At 66.8% G+C, this 14832-nt stretch carries 16 protein-coding genes and 1 pseudogene; 12 read left to right on the top strand and 5 right to left on the bottom strand.

Going from position 1 to position 14832, the window contains the following annotated elements; genetic code table 11:
• Positions 1–116 precede the first annotated feature (116 nt).
• Positions 117–818: an ABC transporter permease gene (locus A5708_RS12400; RefSeq protein ID WP_065028922.1), complete on the top strand. Its 702-nt coding sequence runs from the start codon at positions 117–119 to the stop codon at positions 816–818.
• Here A5708_RS12400 and A5708_RS12395 read toward each other — a convergent pair.
• Entirely contained in the window at positions 763–1458 is a 696-nt protein-coding gene (locus A5708_RS12395; RefSeq protein WP_065028921.1) for a DUF998 domain-containing protein, read from the bottom strand. The two genes, A5708_RS12400 and A5708_RS12395, sit on opposite strands and share 56 nt — an antisense overlap.
• Positions 1459–1496: 38 nt before the next feature.
• Between A5708_RS12395 and A5708_RS12390 the strand changes: the two genes are divergently transcribed.
• The gene (locus A5708_RS12390) at positions 1497–2459 is read left to right on the top strand and encodes an alpha/beta fold hydrolase (protein WP_155765984.1); all 963 of its coding nucleotides are present in this window, start codon (positions 1497–1499) and stop codon (positions 2457–2459) included.
• Between the two features lie 5 nt (positions 2460–2464).
• Here A5708_RS12390 and A5708_RS12385 read toward each other — a convergent pair whose 3' ends face one another.
• From A5708_RS12385 to A5708_RS12370, 4 genes are all read right to left on the bottom strand, one after another.
• Positions 2465–3682, bottom strand: coding sequence for a GNAT family N-acetyltransferase (locus tag A5708_RS12385; RefSeq protein ID WP_065028919.1), 1218 nt, complete (start codon positions 3680–3682; stop codon positions 2465–2467).
• Positions 3683–3712: 30 nt separating this feature from the next.
• A complete protein-coding gene (locus A5708_RS12380) occupies positions 3713–4129 on the bottom strand; it encodes a hypothetical protein (RefSeq protein WP_065028918.1) in 417 nt (138 codons plus the stop codon).
• A gap of 63 nt (positions 4130–4192) precedes the next feature.
• The gene (locus A5708_RS12375) at positions 4193–5404 is read right to left on the bottom strand and encodes an acyl-CoA dehydrogenase family protein (protein WP_065028917.1); all 1212 of its coding nucleotides are present in this window, start codon (positions 5402–5404) and stop codon (positions 4193–4195) included.
• A 27-nt stretch (positions 5405–5431) separates the two neighbouring features.
• Positions 5432–6043 (bottom strand): TetR/AcrR family transcriptional regulator, encoded by a 612-nt coding sequence (locus A5708_RS12370; RefSeq protein WP_065028916.1) that lies wholly within the window; start codon positions 6041–6043, stop codon positions 5432–5434.
• 225 nt (positions 6044–6268) lie between these two features.
• Between A5708_RS12370 and A5708_RS12365 the strand changes: the two genes are divergently transcribed.
• The 10 genes and pseudogenes from A5708_RS12365 to A5708_RS12320 form a co-directional block, all read left to right on the top strand.
• Positions 6269–7597 carry a sensor histidine kinase gene (locus tag A5708_RS12365; protein ID WP_065028915.1) on the top strand — a complete coding sequence of 443 codons (1329 nt, stop codon included), beginning with the start codon at positions 6269–6271 and terminating at the stop codon, positions 7595–7597.
• Between the two features lie 64 nt (positions 7598–7661).
• A complete protein-coding gene (locus A5708_RS12360) occupies positions 7662–8060 on the top strand; it encodes a VOC family protein (RefSeq protein ID WP_065028914.1) in 399 nt (132 codons plus the stop codon).
• 246 nt (positions 8061–8306) lie between these two features.
• Positions 8307–8618 (top strand): PE domain-containing protein, encoded by a 312-nt coding sequence (locus A5708_RS12355; protein WP_065028913.1) that lies wholly within the window; start codon positions 8307–8309, stop codon positions 8616–8618.
• Positions 8619–8649: 31 nt separating this feature from the next.
• The gene (locus tag A5708_RS12350; RefSeq protein ID WP_065028912.1) at positions 8650–9831 is read left to right on the top strand and encodes a PPE family protein; all 1182 of its coding nucleotides are present in this window, start codon (positions 8650–8652) and stop codon (positions 9829–9831) included.
• Between the two features lie 97 nt (positions 9832–9928).
• Entirely contained in the window at positions 9929–10243 is a 315-nt protein-coding gene (locus A5708_RS12345; protein WP_040630553.1) for a WXG100 family type VII secretion target, read from the top strand.
• A gap of 51 nt (positions 10244–10294) precedes the next feature.
• A complete protein-coding gene (locus tag A5708_RS12340) occupies positions 10295–10582 on the top strand; it encodes a WXG100 family type VII secretion target (protein ID WP_007771836.1) in 288 nt (95 codons plus the stop codon).
• Between the two features lie 112 nt (positions 10583–10694).
• Positions 10695–11525, top strand: coding sequence for an ESX secretion-associated protein EspG (locus A5708_RS12335; protein WP_065028911.1), 831 nt, complete (start codon positions 10695–10697; stop codon positions 11523–11525).
• A 161-nt stretch (positions 11526–11686) separates the two neighbouring features.
• Positions 11687–12712, top strand: coding sequence for a MinD/ParA family ATP-binding protein (locus A5708_RS12330; RefSeq protein ID WP_155765983.1), 1026 nt, complete (start codon positions 11687–11689; stop codon positions 12710–12712).
• On the top strand, positions 12709–14238 hold the full coding sequence (eccD, locus tag A5708_RS12325) for a type VII secretion integral membrane protein EccD (RefSeq protein ID WP_081292923.1): 1530 nt from the start codon (positions 12709–12711) through the stop codon (positions 14236–14238). The genes A5708_RS12330 and eccD overlap by 4 nt, the downstream gene beginning before the upstream one ends.
• A pseudogene (locus tag A5708_RS12320) lies at positions 14223–14832 on the top strand (type VII secretion-associated serine protease); the annotation flags it as partial. The gene eccD and the pseudogene A5708_RS12320, both read left to right, overlap by 16 nt.

The raw sequence follows: 14832 nt of genomic DNA, 5'->3' as shown, positions 1-14832 counted from the left end.
CTGAGCACACTGTTCGAGCCGAAGTACGCCCAACAAGCACACTGACGTCGAAGACCGGGCGGCTGGCCAAGTTGCCGCTCGTGCTGGTCGGGCTGATCGTCCCCCTACTGCTGCTGGTGATCTGGCAGCTTGCCACGGCGGTTACCGGGTTTTTCGGCCCCAGCCAGTTGCCGCCTCCCGGCGACGTAGTGTCCGCGCTGGGCGGCCTGCTTCGGCACGGCGAACTGTGGACCCACCTCAGGGCCAGTGGTTCGCGGGTGTTAGTCGGCTACTTGGCCGGCGCCGGCGTCGCGCTGACGCTGGGTTCACTGGTCGGGCTCTCGGTCACGGTGCGCAGGCTGCTGGCTCCCACCCTGGCCGCCTTCCGGACCGTGCCGTCCTTGGCATGGGTGCCGTTGCTGCTCTTATGGTTTGGCATCGATGAGACGCCGAAGATCCTCATGGTGGCCATCGGCGCGTTCTTCCCGGTCTACACGACGACGGCGTCGGCGCTTGCCCATATCGACCCCCACCTGCTGGAGGTCGGACGAGCCTACGGGCGGCGCGGAGGCTCGCTGTTGACGACGGTGATGTTGCCGGCCGCGGCTCCGGAACTGGTGAACGGGCTTCGCCTGGGCCTGGCGAACGCGTGGCTTTTCGTGGTCGCGGCCGAGCTGATCGCGTCCTCGAAGGGACTGGGCTTCCTTCTCATCGATAGCCAAAACACCGGCCGCACCGACGTGATGTTGCTGGCCATCGTGCTGTTGGCCGGCTTGGGCAAGCTCACCGACGGCGCCCTGGGCGCAGTCGAGACCCGGATCGTGCGGCGGCGCGGGTAGTTTCCACCAGCAGGCAAGCGGCGGTGAGCAACTGCCACCCGGTGATCGTGTACACGCTGCCGCGTTCCCATGCGCCGTCGCGCAGAAGATACGTCGTTGCCGCCGCCGGTTTGATCATCAGCATGGCCAAGCACAAGAAGCCAAGGGCCGCAATCGCTTTAGATAGCCGGCGATACCGGCGCCGGGCGGCAAGTGGCCCGATGACGCCGGACCCCAGCAAGATGGCGGCGTTGCCCCCGACGATCGCCAACAGGGCGCCGACGATGTGCACCGTGCCGCTGTGCACCGATCCGATCACGATGTTACCGACAGCGTTCGTGGCGACGACGCCCAAAAACACTCGGGCCCTTCGGTTGTCGGGAACCCCCACCATCAGCGATGCCCCGAGAAAGAAGAGGACGCCCTGCAGGTAGAACGCCGCATGCATCAAGTACGCGCGGGGCGAGTAGATCGGACGGCCGTGCACCACCGTGCCGTTGGGAAGACCGAGATCGCTGATGTAGTTGCGTGCGTAGCTGTAGGCCGGCTCGAAGGCCGCGGCGGCGATCGCCTCGAAGACCAGGTAACCCACCCCGGCCACGACCCACAGGGCTGCTCCTCGCGCGCTGGCCGAATCGTGTCGCTCCATTTCGGTGGCCATGCTTTCACGTGGGGCCGGGTTACCCGCACAATAGCGCGATGCGGGCAGTGCGGGAGATCCGGAGAATCGCGGCGGGTGTTCGTGGCTGCCTGCTGACCGCCACGCTGCTGGTTGCGCTCGTGGGATGCGGTGGGTCGGCGCACAACCGCGGTGCGCCGTCGTCGGGCGGTGTGTTCGCGGGTCCGATCCAGATCGGCAACGGCCGGCACCTGTATCTGGAATGCCACGGAAAGGGCGGGCCGACAGTCATTTTGGAGTCCGGCTACCACAATTCGTCGGATCCGTGGAGTCACTCCGACGCCGCCGCGCCGGCCAGGGGCCCGGCCGTGCTGCCGGCCCTGGCCGCCGACCACCGCGTGTGCGCCTACGACCGGCCCGGCACCCTGCGCTATCCCGATCCGCCCAGCATCACCGACCGCAGTTCGCCGGTCGCGATGCCCCGCACCGCGCAGGACGTTGTCCAGGATTTGCATGCGTTACTCGGCGCCGCCCATCTTCCTGGCCCTTACGTCCTGGTCGGGCACTCACTGGGCGGGCTGTTCATCCGGTTGTATGCGCAGACTTACCCCGACCAGGTGCGGGCGCTGGCGTTCGTCGATGCCTTTCCGGTCGAAATACCGGCCCTGCTGGGCGTGGACTGGCCGACCTATCGCCAGGCGTTGGACCAGCCGCTGCCTCAGTTCGCGAACTCGCCTGGGTTCGAGGAGATCGACATCGAGAAGAGTGTCGCCCAGGTCGGCGCGGCCCCGGCTTTCCCACCCGTTGCCACCGTCGTGCTGACCAGGACCGAACCGTTCGCGATTCCGGGCACCGTCTCACCCGAGCAGGGCGCCAAGCTGGAGCAGGCGTGGCGCGAGGCATCGGCGGATCTGATCGCGCTGCGGCCGCAGACACCGCACCTGATCGCGACGGGCAGCGACCACTTCATCCAGATCCACCAGCCCGATCTGGTGGTGGCCGGCGTGCGTCTGGCGATGCAGCGCTCGGAGCCCAACCGCTGACCCGGCTAGAAGAAGGTCCCGGCGTGCGGCGCTTCAGGCACCGCAAACAACTGATCGGCCACGTCCAGTGCGGCCGGATCGTCAGCCCGGGCCAGCCCGGCGGCGGCGAGACTGCGCCAGCGTGTGCCACCGAGCAGCGCGGCACCCAGCCCCTCGATGCCCACACTCAGATCTGCGCGGCGGGTCGTCGGTTCGGCGCCGTCGCCAGTGATCGTGAAGCTCGCTGAATTGCTCGGCAGCAGTGGGTCGTTCACTGCGATCGTGACGGCCCCGCCGCCGACGTAGGAGCGCGCCGCCAGCGCACGCTGGGCATCGATGACGCGCAGCCACGTTTCGTCATGCACCGCGGTGACCTTCGCCGCCCGGCGATCAACGAACAGCCAGGGCAGCGCGTCGTCGACGGGCAGCATCCAAAACATCACTCGGTGAACGAGATCCAGGCCGAGCAGGAATCGCAGTAACCCGAGATAGGCGTCTGCGGTGGGCGCGAAGAAATCCTCGACCACGATGGAGCGTTGATCGCTGACGAACCAATTCTCAGTGTTGACGGGCCGGTACCGGGCAAACCCCGACTCGGCGCCCGGTTCGCCATGGACGGCGACATACCAAGCCCCCGGCGAAGATTCGGTGCGACGCCGTGCGCTTCCCCACCACGTCCGCGGCCGGTCGATGGTTCCGGGACGCGACGGACGATTGGTGTCATAGATGCGGGGCAAGGTCTCCCAGACTTCGGCGGCGTCGAGCAATCGCACCGCACCGCCCGAGCCGACCTCGGGACGAAACGCCGCCTGCGCGCTGGTAATCTCCACGCTCTGGAAGGAACTCGCCACCCCGTAGCCGTATCGCTCGTAGATGGTGGCCTCCGATGCCCGCAACGAAGCGACCACCTCACCGCGCTCGGCGATGTCGTGCAGCTGGTGCCGGATCAGCCCGCTGGCGACGCCCCTTCGGGTGTGCGACGGCAGCACCCCGATGTGAGTCACGGCGGCGTGGCTGACGGTGGCTCCGCCGGGAAGGGTCAGGGTGCTCGTCACGGCGTCCGCGGTGCCGGTGAGTTTCCCGTCGATGAATGCGCCGATGGTGCGGCCGGGGTCGAGCAGCTTGATGATCTGGTCGGGCGGCAGGTTCGAGATGGGCGGCAGGCCCACCATCGCGGTGCGAAACAATCTCGCCGCGGCGACGAGGTCGTCCTCGGTGTCGAGAACCCGGATCTCGGTGGTCATCCGGCCATCATGTCGCGCCCGCGTACGGCGTCACCCGATGGGTGTGATGCCCGCGTTGGAAATGGTGAACCCACGGCCCGAAGACACCGTGCAGGTGACGCCGTCCGCCTTGGACGCACAGCTGAACGGACCGACTGCGGCGGCCTGGCCGTAGGCCAGCACCGGTGTGCCGATTCCCGCGTTGCCGAGACACGAAACACCCGTGCAGTTCGTGACCGCGCCGGTCGTGGACAGGCGCACGGATGCGGGGGGCTCGTTGGTCTGGCAATAGGCCTCGTCGGCGATGCCCGGATCACGCTGGTAGTCGACCTCGCAACTGATGTTGCGCGACGGCGACAGGAAGGCACACATCGACGCCGTGCAGACCGGGTTGTCCGCGATCGCCCGGGGCGCCCCGACCCAGCAGCCGACGACGACTCCGAGTACCGCGATGACCGCACGCTTCACGTCAGCCCCTAACGGATATGGTGTGCCGCAGAAGCTATCAGACGCCAGGGGCTTGTACGCCTACTAACGGATGGGAAGGCCGGTCACCGCCCGCGAAATCACCAACCGCTGGATCTCGCTGGTGCCCTCGAAGATCGTGAAGATCTTCGCGTCACGGTGCATGCGCTCCACGGGGTAGTCGCGGGTGTAGCCGTTGCCGCCCAAGATCTGGATGGCCTCGTCGGTGACGTAGACCGCGGCCTCGCTCGCGACCAGCTTGGCCATCGAACCTTCGGCCGAGTCGAAGTTCTGGTTGTTGCGCGCCATCCAGCCGGCCCGCCACACCAGCAGGCGGGCCGCGTCGATTCGGCTCTTCATGTCCGCGAGCTTGAACGCCACGGCCTGAAACTCACCAATTTTGCGGCCGAATTGCTCACGCTGGCAAGCGTATTCGAGCGCGTACTCATAGGCGGCCCGCGCGACGCCGACGGCCATCGCTCCGACCGTGGGCCGGGTGCGCTCGAAGGTCTTCATCGCCGCCTGGCCACCCGTGGAGGCGCCGGACTTGACCCGGGCGATCCGGGCCTCGAATTTCTCCCGGCCGCCGAGGATGGCGTCCTCGGGCAGGCGGACGTTGTCGAGGACCACCTCGGCGGTGTGCGACGCGCGGATCCCGTGCTTCTTGAACTTCTGGCCCTGCGCCAAACCTCTGGTGTCCGGCCCGATTACGAAGCTGGCCTGGCCGCGGGTACCGAGCTCGGGATAGACCGAGGCCACCACGATGTGCACGTTGGCGATGCCACCGTTGGTGGCCCAGGTCTTGGTGCCGTTGAGCACCCACTCACCGGCCACCTCGTCGTAGCGCGCCCGGGTGCGGATGCCGCCGACGTCAGAACCCGCGTCCGGCTCCGACGAGCAGAAGGCACCCAGCTTGGGTTCGTCGGCGGTGCCGAACATTTCGGGCAGCCAGCGGCCCAACTGCTCGGGGGTGCCGTTGCCGGCCAGGGCCGCCGCGGCCAGGCCGGTGCCCATGATGGACAGCGCGATGCCGGCGTCGCCCCAAAACATCTCCTCGAACGCGGTCAGCATTCCGAGCCCGGTCTCTTCGGCGGCCTGCTGCGCGAAGAAGTCGGGGGAATAGAGCCCCACCTTCGCGGCCTCCTGGATCACCGGCCACGGGGTTTCCTCCCGTTCGTCCCATTCGGCCGCGGCCGGACGGATGATGTCGGCCGCGAACTTGTGCACCCAGTCGCGCACCTCGATCACGTCGTCGGACAGTTGCATGGAGAATGTCACAGCTGTGCTCCTGAAATAAGTTGCTGATCAACGGTTTCTGTGTTGGTCGAGGACGCTGACCGTCTGATTGACCCACGCCTCGAAGTACCGCTCTTCATCGGTGTTGCCGGGCAGGCGACCGGTCAGCGCCTGCAGCGTCGCCGCGTAGGACAGCGACCCGATCGCGACGGCCGCGGCCGCTTCGGGATCGGGAATGCTGGTGCGGCCGGACCGATTCGACGCCGCCAGCTCGTCTGCGAAGCGTTGGTAGGCGTTGTCGGTGATCACCTGCCACGTCTTCTCGTCGAGATCGCCGAGCTCGTCGGGTTCGCGCAGCATGACCTTGAGCAGATCCTCGCTCTGTTTGAGATTGCTCCAGATCAGCTGCCCGGCGATGCGTACCGCCCGCTCCACGCTGCCCGGTTGCCCCGCGTCGTACTGCTCTCGCGCGGCCACGATGCTGTCGATCCGGTGCGCCACCGCCGCCTCGAGTAGCTCGCGCTTGGAGCCGAAGTGTTTGTAGAGCGCGCCCGAGCCGGGCGCCAGCCCGGACTCGCGCTGGATGTCGGCCACTGACGTCGCCGCGTAGCCCTTGGCAGCGAAGAGCCGCAGGGCTGCGGACAGCAGCCGGTCGCGTCCCCGGCCAGGCCCAGTGAGCATGGTGAGAGAGTACTCACTCACCCTGGTCAAGCCAAAATCGGCCCGGTTTTGGCACGTGAGGGAGGAGACGGCGAAGCGGCTAGCGTTAAATTCTTGCGAAACGCCACTGCGCTTGAACGCGCCGGACCGGTACGGCTGTGAGGGTGGTACTCAGGTTGGTTGATAAGGACCGGCGATCGTCTGAAGGAGCCTGACATTCGCGTCCTACCGCGTGTACAGCTGCCGATGCGGGTGCTGTCGCTGCGCACCATCGTCATCGTCGCCGCCATATCGGTGATGACCCTGGTCGTCCTGCTGGGCACCTGGGTATGGGTGGGCGTCACCAACGATCAGTACAACCAGCTCGATCGGCGACTCGATTCGGTCAGCAGCCTCGGCGACATCAGCAGCCTGCTCAACAACGCGGAGCACACGAGTCCGGACCGGCCCGCGCCGGACGGCAACCTGGTGCGCACCGCGCGCATCGGCGGGGTGACGGTGTCGGTGCCAAGCAGCATCGTGCTGCCCCAGCTTCCCGACGGCTACGCCAACACCACCATCGACGGGGTGCAGTACCGCGTCCGTACCTTCGCCGCGGGCCCCGCCTCGATCGCGCTGGCCGCACCGTTGGCCGAAGCCCAGCATCGGATCAACGAATTGCACCTGCGGGTGTTACTGATCTGCGCCAGCGTGATCGGCGGCACCGTCGTGGTGGGCTGGGTGATCTCGCTGATCATGGTCAATCCGTTCCTCTTGTTGGCACAGCAGGCTCGGGCGATCAATGCGCAGTCCAGTCCGGACGAGGTCCAGGTGCGCGGCGTGCGTGAGGCCGTGGAGATCGCCGAAGCGGTCGAGGGAATGCTGGCCCGCATCGGTAAGGAGCAGCAGCGCACCAAGGCCGCGCTCGACTCGGCCCGCGACTTCGCCGCGGTCGCATCCCACGAGCTGCGCACGCCGCTGACCGCGATGCGCACCAACCTGGAGGTGCTGTCCACCCTGGACCTACCGCCCGAGCAGCGCCACGAGGTCATCGGTGACGTCATCCGCACCCAGAGCCGCATCGAGGCCACCCTGACCGCGCTGGAGCGGCTGGCCCAGGGCGAACTGACCACCATCGACGATTTCGTCCCGTTCGACATCACCGAGCTCTTGGATCGTGCCGCTCACGACGCGCTGCGCATCTACCCCGACGTGGAGGTGTCGCTGGTGCCCTCGCCGACGGTGCTGATGATCGGGCTGCCCACGGGTCTGCGGCTGGTGATCGACAACGCCATCGCCAACGCCGTCAAGCACGGCAACGCCGGCAAGATCCTGCTGACCGTAGGCAGCTCCGGTGAGGGCGTGGAGATCGCGATCGACGACGACGGCACCGGGGTCCCGGAATCCGAACGCACCACCGTCTTCGAACGCTTCGCCCGCGGTTCGACGGCTTCGCGATCGGGATCGGGACTGGGCCTGGCGCTGGTCGCGCAGCAGGCCGAATTGCACGGCGGCACAGCGACGTTGCAGACCAGCCCGCTCGGCGGCACCCGGCTGCTGTTGCGGCTGGCCGGCGATGGGCGTGGTCCGGCGTAGCTGTGGTTCGCCGGGGCCGGCCCACGGCCGTGCGCTCGGCACGCTCGATGTCGGACAATGAGCCATGCTCGGCCACCTCGGCATCAACGTGCCCGATCTGTCAGCCGCAAAAAGGTATTACGACGCGCTGATGCCCCTTGTCGACTTTGACCCGTTCTTTCATGCCGACGACGAGTTTTCCTATCGGCCTGCCGAAAACAAGCCGGGCACCTACTTGTTCTTCTATCCGGCGATCGAGGCGCATGAGTACTCGTCACAGCAAGCCGGGCTGCAGCACCTGGCGTTCATTGTGCGGCGGCGGTCGTCGGTGCGCGCGGTGCACGATCACGTCGTGGGGATCGGAGGCGCCGTGATCCACCCGCCGCGCCATTTCCCGCAATATCCCGGTCATTATTACGCCACCTTTTGGTACGACCCGTTCGGCATCAAACTCGAAGCCGTTTGCCATCACGACCGCGACTAGATAAACGACTCGAAGCGGTGTGCACAAGGTAACTGCGGTGCATTTGTGACTGCCGAGTCCTGAGTGGCGATAGGGGTTTATCAACGACTCCGTCTGGGAATCCAGTGCTTTCATGTTGGGGCCAGCGTCACTCCTGAATTCCGGGTCTTGTGCCCGGGCAAAACGGAACGAATACAAGATCAACGAAACCGCATTACACTGTGGCCCCAAGCACGTGGATTTGGGTTGAGCGCTCGGAGGGCAATCATGGGTTTCATCACGTCGGTGCAGTCAGAGGCGGTTCTGGCGTCGTCTGGCGCCGAAACGGCGATCAGCGCGGAGACCGAGGCGGCGGCCTCGGCGGCCGCGCCCGTCCTGCTCGGGGTGCTGCCGATGGGCGGCGACCCCGATTCGGCCATGTTCGCGGCAGCGCTCAACGCGTGCGGTGGTAGCTACCTGGGCGTAGTGTCCGAGCACGCCGCCCAGCGCGGCCTGTTCGCCGGCGCGCAGAGCATCGCATCGAGCACGTATGTCGTCACGGAGTTGATGCGCAGCTTGACGATGGCAATCGGCGCTTAGAACCCAGCGACGTAAAGAGGGGGAAGTACGCATGGCCGATCCGGGGTGGGCTGCGCGTACGCCTGAGGAAAACGACCTGCTGCTCAAGGCGGGGGCCGGCGTCATCACGCACCTGGCGAACCAGGCCGCCTGGACCGCATTGGCGGCCACCCATCACGGCTCCAGCATCGCGTCAACGATCAACACCGTCGCGACGTCGGCGAGCTGGGTGGGCTCGGGGTCGTTGGCCTCGGCGGCAAACGCGACCGCGTTGAACGCGTCCCTGCACGGGCTGGCCGGCTGGGTCGACGTCAAGCCCGCGGTGGTGTCGACCGCGGTCTCGGCATATCAAATGGCTTATGGCTCAATGCGTCCCGCGCCCGAGTGCATCGGGAACCGCACCGAGACCGCCGCCGATTACGGCATCAACCCGCTGGTCCTCGGCGCATTGACGCCACGCATCACGTCGCTGGAGCTCGAGTACTTCGGGTCGATGTGGCCGAACAACTCGGCGGTCGGGGCCAGCTACGGAACGATCCTGACGGCCCTGTCGCAAAGCCTGACCATCCCCCCACCGATCGCGACGATGGGTGCGTCACCGGCCGCCCCCGCGCAAGCGGCGGCCGCGATCGGCGAGTCGGCGGCGGACGAAGGGGCCGGCGACGGCATGCGCGCCGCCATGCAGGGCGCGCAGGCGGGTACCCAGGGAGCCGGGCAGGCGGCCTCGGGGGGCCAGGACTTCATGAGTCAGGCCGGCTCGTTGATGCAGCCCGCACAGCAATTGATGGGGGCGGTGCCGCAGGTGATGCAGGCCCCCATGCAGATGATGCAGGCCCCGATGCAGATGATGCAGCCGCTGATGGGCATGTTCGCTAATCCCGGCGCCATGGGCATGGGTGGGGCGACGCCGGCCGTCTCGGCGGTCTCGGCCACCACCGGGCTTTCCGCAGCGGAGGCCGGGGCGGGCGGGGGCGCATCGTTGGGCGGCGCGGGCGTGCCCGCAACCAGTTTCACCCGTCCGGTCAGCGCCTTCGAGCCCGCCACCAGTGGCAGGCCGGTGGGGCTGCGGCCGGCCGGGGCATTAGGCGCCGAGGCCATGCGACCGCAGACCACGACGATGGGTGGTGCCCCGATGGGCGGAATGCCCGTGGGGCACGGGGCGGGAGGCGACCGCGGCTCCCGTGACAAAGCCGACCAACCCGCGACCGTGCGGGTCGTCGACGCTCGAGTGTGACGCCACTGGTGAAAGGTGAATCGACAGGTCCAAATAGCCGCCATACACTTCGCTTCATGCCCTCACGGGGGGCGGCCCACCGGAAAAGGAGAATTCCGTGACAATCAAAGTAACACCGCAAATGCTTCGCGACGCTTCCAACGCTATCCAGGCAAACATGGAGCACGCGATCGGGATTGGCCAGGGATACGTCGCGAATCAGGAAAACGTGATGAATCCGTCCACCTGGTCCGGCTCGGCTGTGACCGCGTCGCACGCGACGGCGATCGAGGTTCAAAACGACTTGAACAAAGTGTTGACCGGCGGCACACGGCTCGCCGAAGGCCTTACGAAGGCGGCGGCACTGATGGAAGGCCACGAGGCTGATTCTTCGCACGCGTTCAGCGCCCTATTCGGTGGCCACGGCTCTTAATCACTTACTCACTCGCAATTTCATTAACGGTCTTTTGAAAGGAACTTCATAATGTCCGACCCGATCACTTATAACCCGGGGGCCGTAGCCGACTTCGCCACCGACGTCGCCTCCCGCGCCGGCCAGTTGCAGTCGATTTTCGACGACACTTCCAACCGCACGCACGCCCTGCAGGAATTCTTCGCCGGCCACGGCGCATCGGGCTTCTTCGAGGCGCAGGCGCAGATGCTGTCCGGGCTGCAGGGTCTCATCGACACCATCCGCCAGCACGGCGTGACCACCTCCCACGTGCTGGACAACGCGCTCAGCACGGACCAGCACATCGCCGGTCTGTTCTGAGTCCGCTCAACCACACCAAGACAAGGGAGGGTGGGGCAGATGCGCCGAGCGCGTGTGCCCCACCTTTGGTCTCCTATCCACCGGGGTGCTCACCGAGTGAGGTCGAGGCGACATGCTGACAACGACGGTCGATGGCTTATGGGTGCTGCAGGCGATCACCGGGGTGGAGCAAACCTGCCCTGAGCTGGGACTGCGGCCGATGCTGCCGCGACTCGACACCCCGGAGCGCGCGAGGAGCCACCCCGCCGCCGCCGAGTTGGTGGCCGCCGGTGCGCTCGATGAGGCCGGCGACGTCGACCCGATGATCCGTGAGTGGCTGACGGTCCTGTTGCGGCGAGACCTGGGGCTGCTGGTGTTGATCGGGGTGCCGGGCCGCGAGCCGACGCGCGCATCCATCTGCCGTTTCGCGACGTGGTGGGTGGTGTTGGAACGCCACGGCGACATGGTGCGGTTGTACCCCGCGGGCACGGCGGGCAACGAGGCGTCGGCCAGTGACCTCCTGGTCGGTCACATCGAGCGGCTGTGTGGCGTGGCCGAGGCGGCGCCGCTGAAGCCGGTCACCCTTGACACCGAGCAGTTGCTGAACTCGGTGCGCGACACCGCCAGCCTGCGCTCTTTCCTGCTCGAACAGCGCCTCGACGCCGACCAGCTGCAGATGGTCCTGACGGCCGCCGACCCCGCGCGGTCCGCGCACGCGAACATCGTCGGGCTGCAGGCCGGTGTCGGGCCGGACGAATTGGCCCGGATCGCCGTCGGTGATTCGACGGTGTCCATCGTCGACACCCCCGCCGGCCGGATCTGCATCGAGAGCGTCACCTCGGGGCAGCGCCAGTACCAGATTCTCTCGCCCGGCTCGCGCACGGACATTGGCGGAGCGATTCAACGGCTCATCCGTCGGCTACCCGCCGGCGACGAGTGGCACTCGTATCGCCGAGTGGTGTGAGGTGTGCGTTCGGCTATCGAACGCAAACGCGCATGGTGCGCCGCAAGCGAAGCGATGAAACGAACTTAGATAACCAAAGTCTTGGAATAGCAACGCCTGTCGTACTTGAAAGGTTTCTGAACGGGTAAACGCGGTATCGCCAACCGTGTTAGCATCTCGTCGTGACGAGCCCTTGGAATGACCCGAATATGTCGGACGAAGGAGCGCTCAGACGGGGGGATCCGTCAGGGGCCAGCAACTTCCCGGACTCGGTATCCGACACGATGCGTATTACCGATCTGGCCGCGCCGCGAAAAATTCCACCGGGGTCGGGATGGCGGAAATTCATTTATTCCATCTCGTTTCACAAAATAAATCCCGGTGAGTCGCCCCGTGAACGGCACTACCGCGATTTACAGAATCGCATCCGCCGGCATATTCGGCGGCAATACGTCATCACAGTCGTCTCCGGCAAGGGCGGCGTGGGCGTCACGACGCTCGTCGCCTGCCTCGGGGGTGTGTTCCGGGAATGCCGCCCGCAGAACGTGATTGCGATCGACGCCGTCCCGGGCTTCGGGACTCTGGCCGACCGCATCGACGAATCCCCGCCCGGCGACTACACCGCCATCATCAACGACACCGATGTCCAGGGCTACGCGGACATTCGAGAACATTTGGGCCAGAACGTCATTGGTCTTGACGTCCTGGCCGGAAACCGGACCTCCGACCAGCCCAGGCCGTTGGTGCCCGCGATGTTTTCCGGGGTGTTGTCGCGGCTGCGCCGCACCCACACGGTGATGATCGTCGACACCTCTCCGGACCTCGAACACGAAGTGATGAAGCCGGTGCTGGAGAGCACCGACACCCTCGTGTTCGTCTCCGGCATCACCGCGGACCGGTCGCGTCCCGTACTGCGGGCGGTGGATTACCTGCGATCCCAGGGTTACCACGAATTGGTCTCGCGCAGCACCGTGATCGTCAACCACACCGACCAGATCACCGACAAGGACGCGCTGGCTTACCTGACCGAACGGTTCACCAAGGTGGGGGCGACGGTCGAAGTGCTGCCGTTTGATCCCCACCTCGCCAAAGGCGGCATCATCGATACGGTTCACGAGCTGCATAAGAAATCGAGATTGCGCCTCTTCGAAATCACCGCCGGGCTGGCGGACAAATACATTCCTGACGCCGAGCGGTCGGTGCCGTGACAGCGCCGCATAAGGTCGCTTTCCCGGCGCGTTGTGCGGTCAACATTTCTTACGAGAAGCACCTGTGTTCGCAGGTATTCCCCGCCGGAATTCCGATGGAGGGATTCTTCGAGGGAATGGTCGAGCTGTTCGATGCCGACCTGAAGCGCAAAGGCTTCGACGGCATCGCATTACCCGCCGGCAGCTACGAACTCCACAAGATCAACGGCGTTCGGCTCGATATCAATAAAAGCCTCGACGAGCTGGGCGTCCAGGACGGCGACACCCTGGTGCTGGTGCCCCGGGTCGACGGCGACTCATTCGAACCGCAATACGAGTCGCTGTCCACGGGGTTGGCGGCCATGGGCAAGTGGCTGGGTCGCGACGGTGGCGATCGGATGTTTGCGCCGGTGACACCGTTGACGGCCGCGCACACCGCGGTCGCGGTGATCGCGATGGCCGTCGGGGTGGTGGTGGGCCTGACCCTGCGGGCGCGGACCTTCACCGACGGTCCCATCCCGGCCGCGGTGTCGGGCGCTGTCGGCGCCCTGCTGCTGGTCGCGACGCTGGTGGTGCGGAGCGGATGGCGGGAGCGCCGCGACCTGTTCAGCGGGTTCGCCTGGCTGGCGGTGTTGTCACTTGCTGCCGCCGGTGCCTGCGCGCCCCCCGGTGTGCTGGGCGCGGCCCACGGGCTCATCGGCGCCGTCGTGGTGATCCTGGGCGCCATCGCCATCGGGGTGACCGCGCGAAACCGTTGGCAGACAGCGGTGGTCACCGCGGTGGTGACCGTCTGCGGGATCCTGGCCGCCGTCGCCGCCGTCCGCATGTTCCGGCCGGCCTCGGCCCAGGTGCTGGCGGTCTGCGTGTTGGTCGGATTGCTCATCCTGGTTCGGATGGCCCCCCTGATCGCGTTGTGGGTGGCGCGGGTCAGGCCGCCGCATTTCGGATCCATCACCGGTCGTGATCTGTTCGCGCGGCGCGAGGGAATGCCCGTCGACACGGTGTCTCCGGTCAGTGAGGACGAATCCGAGGATGAGGATAACGAATTGACCGACATCACCGCCCGCGGCGCCGCGATCGCCGCCTCGGCGCGATTGGTCAACGCGGTCCAGGTCGGCCTGTGCGTCGGGGTCTCGATAGTGCTGCCCGCCGCGGTGTGGGGCGTGTTGACGCCGGGACGCCAGTGGGCGTGGTTGGCGCTGGTGGTCGCCGGGCTCGTGGTGGGCATCTTTCTCACCCAGGGACGGGGATTCGCCGCCAAATATCAGGCCATCGCGCTCGTGTGCGGGGCATCGGCCGCGGTGTGCGCGGGAGTGGTCAAATACGCGGTCGCCGCGCCGAAAGACGCCATGACCGGGCTGATGTGGCCCGTGGTGGCGGTGGCGACCTTCGCCGCGTTGGGGTTAGCCGCGGCACTTTTGGTGCCGGCCATGAGGTTTCGGCCGTTCATCCGGTTGACCGTCGAATGGGTGGAAGTGCTCGCGTTCATCGTCTTGTTGCCGGCGGCAGCGGCCTTGGGAGGGCTCTTCACGTGGATTCGCCACTGAAAAGGGCCGCGGCGGCGACCGCCGCCGTCGCCCTGGTCGCGTTATCAGCCAACATCCCTGCCGCCCTTGCCATTACACCCCCCACGGTGGATCCGGGAATGGTGCCGCCGGACGGACCGCCACGACCCGACCAGCCGATGCGCCGCGCGAACAGCTGCTCGACCCCGATCACCGTGCGAAACCCCGATGTCGCGCAGATGGCGCCGGGCTTCAACCTGCTGAACATCACGAAGGCATGGCAATACAGCACCGGCAACGGCGTGCCCGTGGCGGTCATCGACACGGGGGTCTCGCCGAACCCGCGGTTACCGGTGGTACCCGGTGGCGACTACATCATGGGCGAGGACGGCCTGTCGGATTGTGACGCCCACGGCACGATCGTCAGCTCGATCATCGCCGCTGCGCCGCAAGGGATTCTGCCAATGCCGCGACCGATGCCCGCCACCCCGGCGTTCCCTCCGCCGGCAGGCCCGCCGCCGGTCGCCGGGGCACCACCCCCGCCGGTCGAAGTTCCACCCCCGGTGGCTCCGCCGCCTCCGCCGCCACCGGTGACGATCACCCAGGTCCTACCGCCCCCCCCGCCGCCGCGCCCGC

Origin of the sequence: Mycobacterium colombiense (genome assembly GCF_001672755.1) — a bacterium.
GTDB lineage: Bacteria > Actinomycetota > Actinomycetes > Mycobacteriales > Mycobacteriaceae > Mycobacterium > Mycobacterium colombiense_C.
This window is presented reverse-complemented; position numbering and strand designations above follow the sequence as displayed.